At 45.2% G+C, this 15880-nt stretch carries 16 protein-coding genes and 1 pseudogene; 8 read left to right on the top strand and 9 right to left on the bottom strand.

The features are described from left to right. Positions 1 to 4 precede the first annotated feature (4 nt). Together moaD and moaC are read right to left on the bottom strand one after the other, a co-directional pair. The gene (gene moaD / locus U1F02_RS12010) at positions 5 to 253 is read right to left on the bottom strand and encodes a molybdopterin converting factor subunit 1 (RefSeq protein ID WP_409990641.1); all 249 of its coding nucleotides are present in this window, start codon (positions 251 to 253) and stop codon (positions 5 to 7) included. Between the two features lie 3 nt (positions 254 to 256). After that, complete coding sequence (moaC, locus tag U1F02_RS12005) at positions 257 to 733, bottom strand: cyclic pyranopterin monophosphate synthase MoaC (RefSeq protein WP_409990640.1); 477 nt, start codon at positions 731 to 733, stop codon at positions 257 to 259. A 95-nt stretch (positions 734 to 828) separates the two neighbouring features. Here moaC and dusA point away from each other — a divergent pair, with 95 nt between their 5' ends. The 3 genes from dusA (at position 829) to U1F02_RS11990 (ending at position 3389) form a co-directional block, all read left to right on the top strand. Further along, positions 829 to 1830: a tRNA dihydrouridine(20/20a) synthase DusA gene (gene dusA / locus U1F02_RS12000; RefSeq protein ID WP_409990639.1), complete on the top strand. Its 1002-nt coding sequence runs from the start codon at positions 829 to 831 to the stop codon at positions 1828 to 1830. 115 nt (positions 1831 to 1945) lie between these two features. Further along, entirely contained in the window at positions 1946 to 2899 is a 954-nt protein-coding gene (tal, locus tag U1F02_RS11995; RefSeq protein ID WP_409990638.1) for a transaldolase, read from the top strand. A 28-nt stretch (positions 2900 to 2927) separates the two neighbouring features. Then, positions 2928 to 3389: a TerB family tellurite resistance protein gene (locus tag U1F02_RS11990; protein WP_409990637.1), complete on the top strand. Its 462-nt coding sequence runs from the start codon at positions 2928 to 2930 to the stop codon at positions 3387 to 3389. 53 nt (positions 3390 to 3442) lie between these two features. On the opposite strand, the gene U1F02_RS11985 is transcribed toward U1F02_RS11990, so the two are convergent. Both U1F02_RS11985 and U1F02_RS11980 read right to left on the bottom strand, forming a co-directional pair. After that, entirely contained in the window at positions 3443 to 3925 is a 483-nt protein-coding gene (locus U1F02_RS11985; RefSeq protein WP_409990636.1) for an STAS domain-containing protein, read from the bottom strand. 1 nt (position 3926) lies between these two features. Then, positions 3927 to 5114, bottom strand: coding sequence for a SpoIIE family protein phosphatase (locus U1F02_RS11980; RefSeq protein WP_409990635.1), 1188 nt, complete (start codon positions 5112 to 5114; stop codon positions 3927 to 3929). 330 nt (positions 5115 to 5444) lie between these two features. On the opposite strand from U1F02_RS11980, the gene U1F02_RS11975 reads away from it, so the two are divergent. Further along, the gene (locus tag U1F02_RS11975) at positions 5445 to 5753 is read left to right on the top strand and encodes a PilZ domain-containing protein (protein ID WP_409990634.1); all 309 of its coding nucleotides are present in this window, start codon (positions 5445 to 5447) and stop codon (positions 5751 to 5753) included. Positions 5754 to 5773: 20 nt separating this feature from the next. Here the strand turns inward: U1F02_RS11975 and U1F02_RS11970 are convergent, their stop codons facing one another. The 4 genes and pseudogenes from U1F02_RS11970 to U1F02_RS11955 all read right to left on the bottom strand — a co-directional run bounded on the left by U1F02_RS11970 (position 5774) and on the right by U1F02_RS11955 (position 9020). Then, positions 5774 to 6547 carry a VacJ family lipoprotein gene (locus U1F02_RS11970; protein ID WP_409990633.1) on the bottom strand — a complete coding sequence of 258 codons (774 nt, stop codon included), beginning with the start codon at positions 6545 to 6547 and terminating at the stop codon, positions 5774 to 5776. Between the two features lie 260 nt (positions 6548 to 6807). Next, positions 6808 to 7251 carry a hypothetical protein gene (locus U1F02_RS11965; protein WP_409990632.1) on the bottom strand — a complete coding sequence of 148 codons (444 nt, stop codon included), beginning with the start codon at positions 7249 to 7251 and terminating at the stop codon, positions 6808 to 6810. Positions 7252 to 7339: 88 nt separating this feature from the next. Next, positions 7340 to 7787, bottom strand: a pseudogene (gene tnpA / locus U1F02_RS11960) (IS200/IS605 family transposase). Between the two features lie 162 nt (positions 7788 to 7949). Next, positions 7950 to 9020 carry a porin gene (locus U1F02_RS11955; protein WP_409990631.1) on the bottom strand — a complete coding sequence of 357 codons (1071 nt, stop codon included), beginning with the start codon at positions 9018 to 9020 and terminating at the stop codon, positions 7950 to 7952. 376 nt (positions 9021 to 9396) lie between these two features. On the opposite strand from U1F02_RS11955, the gene U1F02_RS11950 reads away from it, so the two are divergent. The 4 genes from U1F02_RS11950 to U1F02_RS11935 all read left to right on the top strand — a co-directional run bounded on the left by U1F02_RS11950 (position 9397) and on the right by U1F02_RS11935 (position 11849). After that, positions 9397 to 9651 (top strand): hypothetical protein, encoded by a 255-nt coding sequence (locus U1F02_RS11950; RefSeq protein ID WP_409990630.1) that lies wholly within the window; start codon positions 9397 to 9399, stop codon positions 9649 to 9651. A 69-nt stretch (positions 9652 to 9720) separates the two neighbouring features. After that, positions 9721 to 10590, top strand: coding sequence for a DUF692 domain-containing protein (locus tag U1F02_RS11945; RefSeq protein WP_409990629.1), 870 nt, complete (start codon positions 9721 to 9723; stop codon positions 10588 to 10590). 13 nt (positions 10591 to 10603) lie between these two features. Then, positions 10604 to 11056 carry a DoxX family protein gene (locus U1F02_RS11940; protein ID WP_409990628.1) on the top strand — a complete coding sequence of 151 codons (453 nt, stop codon included), beginning with the start codon at positions 10604 to 10606 and terminating at the stop codon, positions 11054 to 11056. 1 nt (position 11057) lies between these two features. Further along, positions 11058 to 11849 carry a DUF2063 domain-containing protein gene (locus tag U1F02_RS11935; protein WP_409990627.1) on the top strand — a complete coding sequence of 264 codons (792 nt, stop codon included), beginning with the start codon at positions 11058 to 11060 and terminating at the stop codon, positions 11847 to 11849. On the opposite strand, the gene hrpA is transcribed toward U1F02_RS11935, so the two are convergent. Then, the gene (hrpA, locus tag U1F02_RS11930) at positions 11846 to 15805 is read right to left on the bottom strand and encodes an ATP-dependent RNA helicase HrpA (RefSeq protein WP_409990626.1); all 3960 of its coding nucleotides are present in this window, start codon (positions 15803 to 15805) and stop codon (positions 11846 to 11848) included. The two genes, U1F02_RS11935 and hrpA, sit on opposite strands and share 4 nt — an antisense overlap. Positions 15806 to 15880 lie beyond the last annotated feature (75 nt).

Genomic DNA, 15880 nt, shown 5'->3' with positions numbered 1-15880 from the left:
CAAGTTAACCGCCTGTCACGGGTGGGAAAAACGCAACTTCATCTCCATCTTTTACGACATGTGATGCTTTTACGATGGTTTGGTTTACAGAGAACAACAATTTGTCGTTCGCCAGAAATTCTTTCCACTGTGGGTTTGCTTCAACAAGCTGTTCGCGTATCCAAGACAGGTTTGAAGGAGACGGACACTCCACTTCAACTTGGTCGCAATGTAATTGCTCGCGCAACTGTGCAAAAAATAAAACCTTAATCACTTGCTACTCCGCACGCTGGTAATGGCCACGACGACCGCCAGATTTTTCGAGTAAACAAACGTTGTCAATTACCATGTCCATATCTACTGCTTTGCACATGTCGTAAATCGTGAGCGCCGCAACACTGGCCGCGGTTAGGGCTTCCATTTCAACGCCTGTTTGACCTGCAAGTTTGCACAGCGTGCGTATTTCAACAGAGGCATCCGGCACATTAATTTCAAAATCCACGCTGACTTTGCTGAGCATTAAGGGATGGCATAGCGGAATCAAATCCGCACATTTTTTTGCCGCCTGAATTCCTGCAATGCGCGCAACGGCGAGCACATCGCCTTTCTTTAAACTATTTGCCTGAATTTGCGCCAAGGTAGAAGGCTGCATACGTACGCGTGCGAATGCGCGGGCTTCACGCGAGGTAACGGGCTTTTCGCTCACGTCCACCATGGCTGCTTTGCCCTGCTCATCAATATGGGATAACGACATAGGAAACTCTGGATAGAAATCTAGGGGATAGTGGTCAGCTGGGGTATCATAAGCGCCCACTAGATACTCGTCAGCATGATTTTTTGAACAATTCCATGACCACCAAACTTAATCGCCGTTTTACCGCCGCTCCTATGATGGAATGGTCCGATACTCACTGCCGCAGCTTTTGGCGCTTACTCACAAAAGAAGCCGTGCTTTACAGTGAAATGGTCACCACCGGCGCTTTGATTCACGGTGACCGCAAGCGATTTCTGGACTTTAACGCGAGCGAACACCCATTAGCCTTACAGCTGGGCGGCAGCGACCCCAAGGCCTTGGCTGAATGCGCCAAAATGGCTGAAGATTGGGGCTACGACGAAGTAAACCTCAATTGCGGCTGCCCGAGTGATCGCGTGCAAAACAACATGATTGGTGCTTGCTTGATGGCGGAACCCGCATTAGTGGCAGAGTGCATGTCTGCCATGCAAAATGCCGTGAAAATCCCGGTGACAATCAAACACCGTATCGGCATTGATGACATGGAAGATTACGAGGGCATGGTGAATTTTGTCAGTACGGTTGCTAGCGCTGGCTGCAAAACCTTTATCGTGCATGCGCGCAAAGCGTGGCTAAAAGGCTTAAGCCCCAAAGAAAACCGTGAAGTTCCGCCTTTGCAATACGACAAGGTGGTTCGCCTCAAACAAGAACATCCCGAGCTGGAAATCATCATTAACGGCGGTATAACCAGTATCGAACAGTCGCTTAAGCTACTTGAAGATGTAGACGGAGTTATGTTGGGCCGCGAGATCTACCAAAATCCTTATCTGCTCGCGGAAGTCGATCAACGCATTTACGGCGTGGAAAAGTCCGTCGTTAGCCGCGAGGAGGTTATGGAGGGATTTATTGCCTACGCAACCGAGCAAGTCGCCAAGGGCGTGCGTATTAACTACATGACGCGCCATATCTTGGGTCTTTATCAAGGGCTGCCAGGCTCACGTAAATTCAGACGCGTTATTTCTGAGCAGGCCTATAAACCAAATGCCGGTCTCGAGGTCATAAAAGCAGCCTTGGACGTTCTAAATGAGCTACCATTTACATCTGAACTGACCAATTGAATCGACCGGTCATTCTATGGAAAAGATGACTTTCGGCTAAGAGTCAAAAAGACTATAATAATCCCCTACGGCAAATTAGAGATATCAACCTTAACTCCGTTATAGGAAAACTATTGTGACTAGCAAACTCGAACAACTGAAGCAATTTACCGACGTGGTTGCCGATACCGGCGATATTGAAGCGATCCGCTTGTACAAGCCATTGGACGCAACCACTAACCCATCTTTGGTCTACAAAGCTGCGCAAATGCCGCAATACCAAGACCTGTTGCAATCTTCTATTAAAGCCGCCAAAAGCATTACCAACAGCGCTGAACAATTGAGCGCTGCAAGCGACAACCTGGCTGTGGGTTTGGGCTTGGAGATTTTGAAACTGGTTCCAGGCCGCATTTCTACTGAAGTGGATGCTCGCTTGTCTTTCGACACCAAAGCCAGCATTGCCAAAGCACGTCATTTGATCGACCTTTACGCCAAAGGCGGTGCGGACAAATCTCGCGTATTGATTAAACTGGCATCTACGTGGGAAGGTATTCGTGCTGCAGAAGTGCTGGAAAAAGAAGGCATCAACACCAACCTGACATTGTTGTTCGGCTTCGAACAAGCTGCCGCTTGTGCGGATGCTGGTGTGTTTCTGATTTCTCCATTTGTGGGCCGTATCCTCGACTGGTACAAAGCCAACACCGACAAAAAAGAATACACCGCTGAAGAAGATCCAGGCGTGGTTTCTGTTCGTCGCATCTACAACTACTACAAGCAAAACGGCTACAACACTGTTGTTATGGGCGCGAGCTTCCGCAACATTGGTGAAATTGAAGCCTTGGCGGGTTGCGACCGTTTGACCATTAGCCCTAACTTGTTGCAAGAATTAGAGCAAGACCAAGGCAAATTGGAGCGCGTACTTTCTCCATCTAACACTGGCGAAAAAATTGCCAAAGTTATTGAGACTGAGCCAAGTTTCCGTTTCGGCATGAACCAAAACCAAATGGCAAACGATAAGTTGGCCGAAGGTATTCGTGGTTTTGTGAAAGACCAATTAAGCCTCGAAAAGCTGTTGAAAGAACTCGCCTAATTAGCGGCGATTAAAACGAGAGCAAACTTTGTTAAGTAAAATCTCTGCGTTCTTCGAGCGTCATCTGCAACCTGCAGGTGACGCTTCTAACTCCCTCTCCCACTCGCAAAAACAATTAGCTGTTGCCGCTTTATTAATTGAAGTTGCTATGGCAGATCACGTTTTTGATGAACGCGAAATGCAATCGCTAAAATTGCACCTCAAACAAAAATTCGCTATTGAAGATTCGCAACTAAACGAACTTATTGCTTTGGCAAAAGAAGAAACCTCGGACGCGACATCCTTACACCAATTCACAACCTTGGTTCACCAACATTGCAACTCGCAAGAGAAATTTGAGCTGCTGGTTTCCATGTGGGAGCTGGCTTTTGCAGATAATGACTTGGATAAATATGAAGAGTACGTTATTCGCAAGGTCGCCGATTTGATTTACGTTTCGCATTCTGATTTTATGCGCGCAAAATCGATCGCTAAAGCAAGATTGGTTTAGAACGCGAAGTTAAAAGACAGGGAGGATTTTCAGAAGGGTATTAAAATCGGTATTTAAGAATTTTCGAGCATATTTACCAGGTTTTTAAAGGTTTCGCGGTTTTGTTCGTTTAACCCCATCAATATTTTGTGTGCTTCCAGTACTTTTTCCTTCACTTCCTGCTCACCACATTCAATGGGTGATAATGGCTTTTCCGGTTCTATATCAACTTCAAGTTTGTTTACAATTGTAAAAATATCCGCAAAACCCATGGTATCCAAAATACGCTTAATACTCGCATTGGTCGCAAGAATCACGGGGACAATATGGCGTTTTTCTTGGGCTAAAAGTGAGATTTTGGCCATCAAACCTAAGGTCGTACTGTCGACGGCTTCTGCTTCAGACAAATCAAACAGCACTGACGATAAATCAGGCGCCGCAAGCATAGCATCAATAAATTGATCGAAGGACACACATAAGGTGAGGCGCACGTCACCAAGCATTTTGATGATGTACACACCGGCATGGTCTGCTACAAGTATCTGACCGGGACGCATTTTACTTACCTCTGGCAATCGTAAGGATGGCAATATCATCTGGCGTTTCGCCATCATCCTTAACATGTAAAGTATTGCAGATGGATTCCAAGCTGCCAGTTGATTCTGCAACTTTTTGTAATAACAAAGCTTCCTTCTCTTGAATCGTATCGGCTGGCAATATTTCTAACACACCATCAGAAAAACACGACAAGGTGTAAGAGTCTGGCAATTGCATTTGATAGGTTTGCCATGTGACATCCTTAAAAATTCCAACAGGTTTACCGTTGCCTTCTAAATAGCGGCACTCATCATTCGTTTTCAATATCGGCATTGGCAAATGACCTGCAACAGCATAGTTCATTAACTGAGTATGTGTGTCGATCACGCCTACGAAGAAAGTGAGATGATGATTTAAGCGCGTTTCTTTAATTTCGCGATTTACTGTTTGCAGTAAATGATTGGCACCCGTAGCAAAAGATTGCTCATCACCAAATAAGCCTTCTTCACGCACCATGCGGCTGACAAGATGTTTTAACCAAATAGTAACGAAGGCGGAAGAAGAACCGTGACCAGAAACATCGGCGAGGTAAAAAGCGAGGTAACGTTTTTTGATGTGGGCGTAATCAACAAAATCGCCACTGAGGAACAAGGATGGGGCTATGTAATGAGCGACTTCGTAATGATCCTGAGTAATCAGGCGGTTGGGCATTAAGCGTTTTTGAACTTGTTTACCGGCGAGCTGATCGCGCTCAAGCACACGTAGACTTTCTCGTAATTCGTGGTTGGCAGCTTCTAACTGTTCTCGGTAACGTTGGTTTTCCAATAAGAGCTCTGTGCGCTCAAGTGCTTTATTGATGGCATGAACTAACACTTCGATATCTAAAACAGGTTTTACCAGATAATCGCTAGCACCCAATCGCAGCGCTTGGACCACATCACTTACGCTACCGGCTCCTGAAATAATAATGACCGGTAAGTCAGGTTGGTGCTGTTTGATTTGCTTAAGGACTTGTAAACCATCGCCACCTGGCATTCGCAAATCGGTGAGAACCAAGTCTGGAGCGTATTTTTGGATATTTTCGCAGAGCTGATTTGCATCGGCCTCTTCGAAGACTTTAAAGCCACTATCTGCTAGATAAACGGCAATACTGCGCCGAACAAGTGCATCGTCATCAATGAGGAGCAGCTTTTTTGGGTTCTCCGCCATCTATGGTGTATCTCAGCTATGGTTTAGGCAAACAAGGTTTAAGGCACGTTTTGAGAGGCGCACAACACTACTCTTTCGGTACTTTTCCCGCAAGCAATTCATGACAGATTTAATCCTAAGACGGCTTAGTTTTACCCTAGCTGAACAAAACCAGCGCAGACTTCCAAATGACCCACAGGTTTTCGCTCAAAACATAACTAATTAAGCATCGTCCGTGGCATTTTTGCCGCCTGTGCTACACTCATTTGTATTGCCTAACCGTAATATGATTGCGTGCTCGACGAGCAAAGAGCAGCCACATCATAAGATTGATAACAAAGAGGACAGACTATGAGCTCTATCGATAAAGGCTTCAGTGAGAAACGCGACTTTATCCGCATGAAAATTAGCGCGCCTTTGAGCGCCAAGCTCTCTCATCATGAGGGTGTGATTGAAGGATTGTGCCGCGACTTGAGCGGTGGGGGCATGCAGGTAGAAACAAAAACTCACATTGCTGTGGGGACTGAGCTGGTGGTGGAAATATCATCTGACCACGGCCACAACCCAACCCTTCATGCCAAAGCTAAGGTGGCGCGCTCCGCTGGCGATGCCGACTCAGGTTATGTTCTGGGTTTGGAAATCGTAGAAATTATTAAATAGAACTCAACAGGAGGCTCGAATCAAAAGCCCGAGTCTCCTGAATCTTCATCCTCACCAAAACTATCTTCCACTTTTCCATTATTAATTAGGAAGTTGCGACGCTGTAAATAAGCCTCGCGGAAGAAGACGTACTTATCCCCGGTAATCCCCTTTTCTAACGGCATCAAGTTGGCCCGGGTATTTACGATATGGAAGGTTCGCACCGTATTTTTGGTGGCGATATCGTCAATGTAGGTCTTTGGATCGGTATACCAATCCACTGGAACCGCGGAAGTGTCGCGCAAGTTACTTGGCCCCAAAAGCGGCAATACCATATATGGACCCGAATTCACCCCCCAAACAGCAAGAGTTTGGCCGAAGTCTTCGTGGTCAGTGCGCCTGAGATTCATATGCTGCGCAACATCCAAAATTCCCGCCAACCCCAAGGTTGAGTTAATGAGCAAGCGCCCCGTATCGTGAGCTGCACTGCGGAAATTACCCTGCAATAAACCATTTAGGGCGCTAGGAATTTCCATGATATTGAACAGAGCATTATCAACACCTGTACGGAAAAAGCCGGGCGTCGCACGTACATAGGTTTTGGCGAGCGGCTTGAGGAAATATTTATCAGCACCCATGTTGAAGCTAAACATGGAGCGATTGAACTTTTCCCACGGATCTACCGGTGATTTGACCATAGTGGCGCTGGATTCCTCAACGGGGGCAGCATCTACTCGCTCAGGATCTGCAGCGAAACTAAGATTAGCCAGCAACGATGTAGATAGAACGGCGGCCGTAAGCAATAGCGTTTTCATAATATTCCTTGATTCGCTCGGAATAACGGGTGAAAGGCGAAGCGCTAGGCTACGCAAAGGGCGGCCACTTTACCCAAAGTGGTGGGCCACAACAACCGGCACAGATTGAAGACATGCGCCTGGATGGCAGCAAAACGGAAAATGGCCGGAGCGGCCATTATAGAAGCAAGGTGTCACACCATAAGTGACAATTGTAACTGAAGGCTGGTGTCGCGCGTCAGGAGATCACGCTCAATAGAGGGATTCGTGGAGAGTCAGCGCTAAAGACAATAATAGATAAGCTCAAGCTTTAATGACCTGGTATTAGTAACGGGCAAATAACGTTCACCTTCTACCACAAAGCCTTTTGCACATTCACGCGACAGTTTTTCGAGAGCGTTAAATTTTACCAATTGAAGTTGCGCTGCTGAGATAAATTCATCTGGCTTTTTCAACTCTACATCTGCAACTTTTGTGGACTTTTCTTGAACCACTTTTGAGGCTGTTTTAGCCTCCTGAATAACTTCTTCGTCAGCAGCATCTTTCTTTTTACCCAGCGCACGATGCAAAACACCATTCAGCCCCTTATCGGAATAATCACAATTTTTATACAAATTCTGGTTCTGCGCTTCCGCCATTTCTGCTGCTGGCGGGCATTCTTCTTCCGCAGCGAAAGTCATTTGAGCACTTATGATAAGGATAAATAAGCCTATTAATTTATTCATAAAATACCTCTTAGCCACACGGATTTTTCTGCAGTAAAAATCCACCTGCATAGCAGGTAGCGAATGGCACTTACGGCGGGTGCTTGTCTTAAACCGTTACCTCTAACCGCAGCTGGCGCTCATCTTCCTCTCTCGCCTGCTTATCTTGATAACGTACGTATCTCCGAATCACCTCTTCATTCGCGCCAACTGAATCTACAAAATAGCCACGCTGCCAGAAATGATTTCCCCACATTTTATTCTTTCTTAAATACGGAAATTTATTGAACAGTCTTATCGCTGTTCTTCCTTTCAAATGTCCCCATTAGCCCGAAACACTTATGTTGGCGTATGTCCTTACCATTCAAATGCACATGCTGATCATCTGCACATTTAGCTCAACTACTTCTTGCAATTCTTCATCCCAAAACATAAATACTTCGATACAACTCTTTTCCTATATTTCCCGTCAATATCTTGAACCTATACTTCGGCGTCCAAACAATGTGATACTGACATCGATAGAATACGTGTGAAGCGGATTCATATCTGCTCATGCTTTTTACTCCTGATCATTTGCTGGTAACAAACGATTGTGTATCTAGCATGGGCACTTTTCAGGCATAGCCCCGAGTAGCTGATCACCACCTCCATAGGAGGTGGTTTTAGAATGGCAATAAAAAAGGGTGCCGGAGCACCCTTCATCTGCAAGCAACTGATTAGAAGTTGAATTCTATACCGCCGCCGATATAAGTGTCATCGCGCTTGGTGAAACCAGTTACCGCTTTGTCATCTTCAATTTTGGTGTAGTAACCCAACAAAGTAGCGTTTTTAGATAATTTGTAATCTACGCCCAAGTTAGTGGATTTTGATTTAACAGTCGCACCCATAATGTTTGATTGACCGTACTGTGCTTTAAGAGCCCACTTTGGATCAACTTCCCACTTAGCTGACAACAAGTAACCATTATCGTCGATTTTGCTAGCACCTGCTTTACCATTGTCGTAAGTCTCATACAAAGCGCCCAAAGTAACTGGGCCAACTACGAAACGACCTACAGCGCGAAGGATATCGGTATCATCCGGAGCAGCAGCACCAGTAATTGTTGAGCTAATTACGGCTTTGTTGTTAGCATTGAGAACGTTGTGGTCGTTAGCCAATGCTAAATAAATAGTTTTGGTGTTGTAAACGATAGACGCTGAATAGCCGTTTACGTTGCCTGGCAAATCAGCTTCGCTGTTGATGTAAGCAAAGTTACCGGTAATGTGGTTGAATTCGTTAGTTGAGTATTGAACTACGTTTTTAGCACGAGTTTCACCCTGAACCACCGCCTGCATATCGCCGATCATATCGTTGAACAGGTCGATTTTTTCTTGAGCAAGTTTTAAGGGAGTATCAAACATACCCAACTTAACCACACCAAAGTTACTTTGCACACCAACAAAAATATTACGCTGAGAGAAGGTTTGACCGCTTACAGAACAGGTTGTTTTGGTGGTTGCAGCTGGAGTTGTAGTAACAGAAGTTGCAGTACAGGTTTGGCTGATAGAACCATCATCAACTTTAGTTTGGTATTCAAATTGATAAATAACTTTCGTGTCTTCGTTAACAGCTTCGGAACCTTTCAAACCAATACGTGAAGCATTGCTCACTAACTCAGTATAGTTTTGGCCAGTTTGAAGATCCGTACTTTGCCATGTTACGAAAGCTTTACCGTACACAGTAACATCAGCAAAGGCGGCCGCAGGTACAAGAGAAGCGATCATTAAAGGAAGTAGAGCTTTTTTCATGAGGTTGTCCCCTAGGTTTTAATAGATATGGTCATAACGAAACTACTGACGCGACGCATGAGCTTTTGTAGCGTTCTGGCGCGCATTATGTTGTGACTATATTGCAGTTGTATTACAGCGTAGATCGGGGCGCAGTTTTAGCAACAAAAGTCATAAAACTTCGCAAAATATTTCGCTATAAGAGCGATCCCCCTCTACTACGAACCCTATTGCGCCTGCTTTTGCGGGACTTTTTCTTGAAATTTTGAACAGCATAAACATTTTTTTCAAGTTGTCTGTAACAAACCCGCCGGCTTCGCATCTACTATTGGCGTTGAGGAGTTTCGGCTTACCTCAACTTCACCCACTGATTATTCATGAATGGAGATTTATACAAATGAAAACAATGACTACTTCTGCTTTGGTATTGGCTGCAGCTGCTCTTCTGTCAACCGGTACAGCTTTGGCTGATGACAAGCCAGCTGCTTCACAAGGCGCTGTTAAATGCGGCGGTGTAAATGCGTGCAAAGGCCAATCAGCTTGTAAAACCGCATCAAATGCATGTAAAGGCCAAAACGCTTGCAAAGGCCAAGGCTTTAGCGAAATGAGCGGTAAAGATTGCTCAGCAAAAGGCGGTAAAGAACTTAAGTAAGTTCACGCCCAGCAGGCTGCGTAAGAGCTGATCTTACGCAGCTGTTAATCATCAAATAAATAAACCACTATGAAAACCATGACACCTACATATCTGCAACCTCATCTCGGTTTTGGCTTGGGCTTACGAAGTGAGCATTACACCGACTTACTGGAGAACGAGCATCACCTCGATTGGTTGGAAATTATTAGCGAGAACTACATGGTTGCTGGCGGAAAGCCACTTTATTATCTCGATAAGATTCGCGAGCGCTATCCGTTGGTGATGCACGGCGTATCACTGTCAATTGGTAGTACCGACCCGCTAAATCAAGAATATTTAAAAGATTTAAAAACGCTTGCCGAACGGGTAAAGCCAAAGTGGATTTCAGACCATCTTTGCTGGACAGGCATTGAGGGGATTAATCTTCATGATTTAATGCCGCTCCCCTACACCGAAGAAGCGCTTAAACATTTAGTAAAGCGTATTGGGGAAGTACAAGAATTTTTAGGTCAGCGAATTTTGTTGGAAAATGTTTCTAGCTATTTAACCTATCAACATTCAACAATTTCTGAGTGGGAATTTCTCAGAGAAGTATCTCAACAGGCAGACTGTTTGATTTTACTCGACATTAACAATATTCACGTAAGCGCCCACAATCACGGCTTTGATCCTTTAACTTATTTGGAAGCCATGCCCGCGGACCGCATTCAACAAATTCACTTAGCGGGTCACTTGAATAAAGGCGATTACAGCATTGACACTCACGATCACGAGATTATTGATTCGGTATGGGAGCTTTATGCCGAAAGCGTGCGTCGCTTTGGGCATATTAGCACCATGATCGAACGCGATGACGATATTCCCCCACTTGCAACTCTCTTAAATGAGTTACAAAAGGCACGAGAGATTTCCGCTTCTGTTTTAACGCCGCAAAAAACTTTCGCCCACTCTATTTAGTAAAGGAATTTCCATGACAAGCTTATTCAACAGTTTTATCGACCTAACACTTCGGTGGCCTGAAAAAGTGGCGGCTTATTTACAATGGCTGGCCCCATTAGTCGCTCGTCTTATTGTAGGTGAAGTATTTATGACGGCTGGATGGGGAAAACTGCAAAATTTGGACGCGATGATTCAAAACTTTACCAGCTGGGGAATTCCATTTCCGCAAATACTTACACCTTTTACATCCGGTGCAGAATTTGTGTGTGGAATATTATTAATGCTGGGATTATTCACGCGCATTTCGGCTGGCATACTTGGCGTGATTATGATTGTCGCCATTAAAAGCGTACTCTGGGCGGACGTGGATTCATTGGACACTCTGTTAGGATTTTCTGAAACCGCTTACTTGGCCATTTTCCTGTGGTTATCAATTGCGGGCGCAGGGAAAATTTCTATCGATCACTGGTTAACACGTAAATAAAATGACGCATCCTAAAACGCTGGCGGATTTGCAACTGCAGTTACAAAATTTTTTGCTCGATAAAGATGAAGACGCGAGTGACATTACATTGGAGACACCACAGTTTTCCAAACATGAGCGCTTGAACATTTATCACGCTGCGTATCGCTTACGATTAATAGAAGCATTAGGCAATGATTACCCAGCCTTGCAAGGTTATTTGGGTAATGAGCAATTCACAGCTATGGCCCATGCATTTATTGCTGCACATCCGTCGCACCATCCATCGCTACGTTGGTTTGGTGAGAAGTTGCCAGATTTTCTACGCAACCACGAAACATGGAAATCAAATATTGAACTCGCAGAGTTGGCGGAATTTGAATGGCGCCAAGCTATGGCGTTTGACGCGGCGGATACACCTCTCGTCACTATGGACGATCTTCGCAGATTATTACCCGAACAATGGATGACACTGAAATTGCGTTTTCATCCATCCGTTCAAACTATGCATTTCTTTAGTAATGCACCAAAGCTGTGGCAGTCTTTGATACAGGATGAAACATCAATATCCGTGGAGCTGGCAACTGAAAACCAAACTTGGTTGATTTGGCGAGAAGACTTACAAGTTCTTTATCGCCCCTTAACTCAGGAAGAGGCTTGGGCGCTCAGCATATTTGCAGATGATAAAAATTTTGCGGATGTATGTGACGGCTTATGCAGATGGTTTCCCGCAGAACAAGTCCCTATGCAAGCTGCACAATATCTTCAACATTGGATTGGCAGTGGATTAATTGAAGAGATTCTCACCAATTAATTGCTGAGCACCAACTCCCACTGCTTATCCAACCGTTTGGGCGATATAGGAACTTGCGTTTTTAGCGTTTGCGCGAACAGCGATACACGCAATTCTTCTATCCACCAACGGTATTCCATTAACGCAGAATTCTGGCTTAACGCAAAATCCCCCTCTTTTTCCAAGTACTCTTGCAAGCGCAGCCAATAAGGCTGAATCTCCAACAGTGTCAGCTTGTCTTTTTGAGGATTGAGCGCAACTTTTTCCAAGCGCAATTGAATCGCGCGTAAATAGCGTGAATACTGTTTCAGCCATTCGTCCGGTGTTTTGTAAACAACGCCTACATAAAACAAATGTTTCAGCTGCTCTTGAATATCACTTAAAGCAAAAGCCATGACGAGCGCATTTTTTTGTTGCTTGATATTTTTTCGAACATCTACTAACAACTTTAGGCTAGTCAGTAAATGTGTGTAAATCTCCTGCGCATGGGCAACAAGCTTATCGCGAATTGAATTGACCACGTTTTCAAATTCAGGCTTGGTACGCGGCAAACTCTGCTGATCGCTAAGCGCTAGCTGCTTGATTGCAGCGAGAATAATGTCATCCACAACTTGATCCCGTGAGCCTATGCTGGCAAAGGTCAGCGCTATCTCTTGCCCCTTAAGTAATTCTTTTTGCAAATATTTTACGGGCGGGGTTAATTGCAAATATATTAAGCGCGCAAGACCGCGTTGAGTTAACTCCAAGGCTTGTTGGGGATTATCTAACACCTGTAAGGCCACCGAAGTATTTTTATCGACTAACGCGGGGTAGGCACGAATACCTATACCATTGCGCTGCAATTGAATCGCTTGCGGTAGGTTTTCAAAATCCCACTCAATAATATTGTCGCGTTCGATATTGGTCGCCGCTGATTGAATGTTTTGTTGCACTTGCGCGCGATATTTTTCCCGCAAAGGAGCCAGATCACGACCACTCGCAACAACCTTCCCTTTGTCATCAACCACTTTGATATTAAAGCGGTAATAATTATCCACCTGCGCTTCCAGCCATGCATCTGGCCCTACATCGACACCAGTTTGGCGTTTCAATTGCAAACCCAAGGCATCGGTCAGCGACTTATTGTCGGGTGACATTGCCGTAAGCGCTTTATCGACCACATCGGGTACAGGCACAAAATGTTTACGCAGGGATTTCGGCAAACCCTTAACCAAACTAATACACTTTTCACGCAACATGCCGGGTACTAACCATTCAAGGCGCTGTTCCGGCAATTGATGCAAGACACTCATGGGCACGTGGATACTCACGCCATCATCAGGATGATTGGGTTCAAAATGATAAGTCAGCGGAAACACCATACCACGCCATTCCAGCTCGTTGGGAAATTGCGCTTGAGTAATATCCAAGGCGCCGTGACGCATAAGGGTTTCGCGGCTGATGTATAAAATGTTGGGGTTTTCTTGCTCGGCTTTTTTGCGCCAATTTTCAAATCCGGCAAGGTTAAAAATATTTTCTGGAATGACTTCGTTATAAAACTCAAAAATAACTTGCTCATCTGCCAATATATCGCGACGGCGCGATTTTGCTTCCAAATCATCCAGCTCTTTTAGCAAAGTTTGCTGATGCGCATAAAAGTCATTCACCGCCCCTCTACGCTGCATATTTTTACGTTTAGGATGTTCCGCATATTGCCCTTCCACAAACGCGGAACGAATAAAGACTTCGCGGCAAATTGCGGGATCTATATGCGAATAAATAACCGATTTTTTTTCAATCAAGGTCAAACCATAGAGGCTTACCTTTTCATAGGCCATCACTTGACCGCTATGGCTGTTGTAGTGGGGTTCAAAGTACTGGCGTTTTACTAAATGCTCCGCTGCGACCAAAGCCCATTCGGGCTCAATTTTGGCAACCGTGTGCGCAAAAAGTTTTGAAGTTTCAATTAGCTCCGCCGCCATTATCCATTTCGGCGTTTTCTTAATGAGCGACGAGCCCGGGAAAATACTGAACTTGCGATTGCGCGCGCCTAAGTATTCGCGCTCTTCGTGGTTAAACCCTAAATTCCCAAGCAAACCGCTGAGCAAGGCTTTGTGTACGGGGTCATAGCCCGCAGGTACGGTGTTGACTTTAAATCCCAAATCTTTAATGGCAACGCACAATTGATGGTGAATATCTCGCCATTCACGTAGGCGCATGTAATTTAAAAATTCTTTTTTACACAGTTTTCGCAACTGGTTTTGCGAAAGCTCTTGCCGTTGCGTTTCAAAATAATCCCACAGGTTTACAAACCCGGCGAAATCAGAAAACTCCGCCCAAAAACGGCGATGACTTTGATCGGCTGCTTGTTGCTTTTCCACTGGGCGCTCGCGCGGATCTTGCACTGATAACGCACTCGCAATAATGAGCAATTCACGCACGCAAGATTGCTCTTGCGCCGCCAACAGCATGCGAGCGAGCCGCGGGTCTAAAGGCAATTTACTGAGTTGAGTTCCAATAGGCGTGAGTTGATTTTTTGTATTAACTGCTTGGAGTTCTTCCAGCAATTTGTAACCGTCGCTAATTAGGCGATGATCAGGCGCATCAATAAAAGGAAATTTATGAATATCGCCCATTTTTAATTGCAGCATCTGCAAAATAACGGCCGCAAGATTGGTGCGTAGAATTTCAGCATCGGTAAATGCGGGGCGATTATTAAAATCCTCTTCGCTGTATAGGCGAATACAAATGCCTTCTGCAACACGACCGCAGCGACCTTTGCGTTGATTAGCACTTGCCTGCGAAACCGGCTCAATGGGTAAGCGCTGAACTTTTGTGCGATAGGAATAGCGCGATATACGTGCAAAACCCGGATCAATTACGTAGCGAATACCAGGCACGGTAATGGAGGTTTCCGCGACGTTAGTCGCTAATACAATTCGCCTGCCGGTGTGCGGGGCAAACACACGTTGTTGTTCCGCCAAACTTAAACGCGCATAAAAAGGCACAACTTCCATATGCGCGAATTGGGCTTTGCGTAGCGCGTCTGCCGCCTCACGAATTTCACGCTCACCGCTTAGAAAAATTAATATATCGCCACCACGCGAGCCACCGCTGGCTTTTTCGTGCTGTTCAATCTCATGCACAGCATCCACTATGGCGCTATTAATATCTTGCTCGGTATCTTCGCTCTCATCATCTTCGGCTTGCGATTCAAATAAAGGGCGATACCACACATCCACCGGATAAGTGCGACCAGAAACTTCGATAATCGGCGCATTGTTAAAATGCTGCGAAAACTTTTCCAGATCGATGGTAGCTGAGGTAATAATTAATTTTAAATCGGGACGCCGCGGTAACAGCTGTTTTAAATAACCCAATAAAAAATCAATATTCAAACTGCGCTCGTGCGCTTCGTCGATAATCAGCGTGTCATATTTATTTAAGTAAGGATCATTTTGGATTTCGGCCAACAAAATCCCATCGGTCATGACTTTAATAAGTGTTTGATCGCTGGACTGATCGCTAAAACGAACCTGATAGCCGACCTTGTCACCCAAACGCGTATGCAATTCCTCAGCAATTCGCGTAGCTACTGTGTTGGCGGCAATGCGTCGCGGTTGAGTGTGTCCAATTAAACCGCGACTGCCGCGCCCAATGCTCAAGCAAATTTTTGGAATCTGTGTAGTTTTACCCGAGCCGGTTTCCCCTGCGAGAACGACCACCTGATTATTGGCTATGAGTTGAGCAATGTCTTCACGCTTTTCACAGACGGGTAGATCTGGAAAATCAATATTTGCGGGTATTAGTTCTTGCCGCTGAGCAACTTTGGCTTGCGATTGTACAAGCTGCGTCTGCCATTTCTCCAACGCCTGCTCAATGGGCTTCTTCGCTCGAGCGAGCTTTTCCAGTTCAACCAAACGACGCATCAGCCGGTGATAGTCCTGTGCCATCACATTTACGACGGATTGTTTGTATTTTGCCCACTCGCTCGCCATTCAACCTACCCTTTAATTACCCTTGGGTAATGTACTGCCAACTCACAATCACCCGATACAAGCAGCGCATATTAA

It is taken from the genome of Cellvibrio sp., assembly GCF_046347455.1.
Lineage (GTDB): Bacteria > Pseudomonadota > Gammaproteobacteria > Pseudomonadales > Cellvibrionaceae > Cellvibrio.
This window is presented reverse-complemented; position numbering and strand designations above follow the sequence as displayed.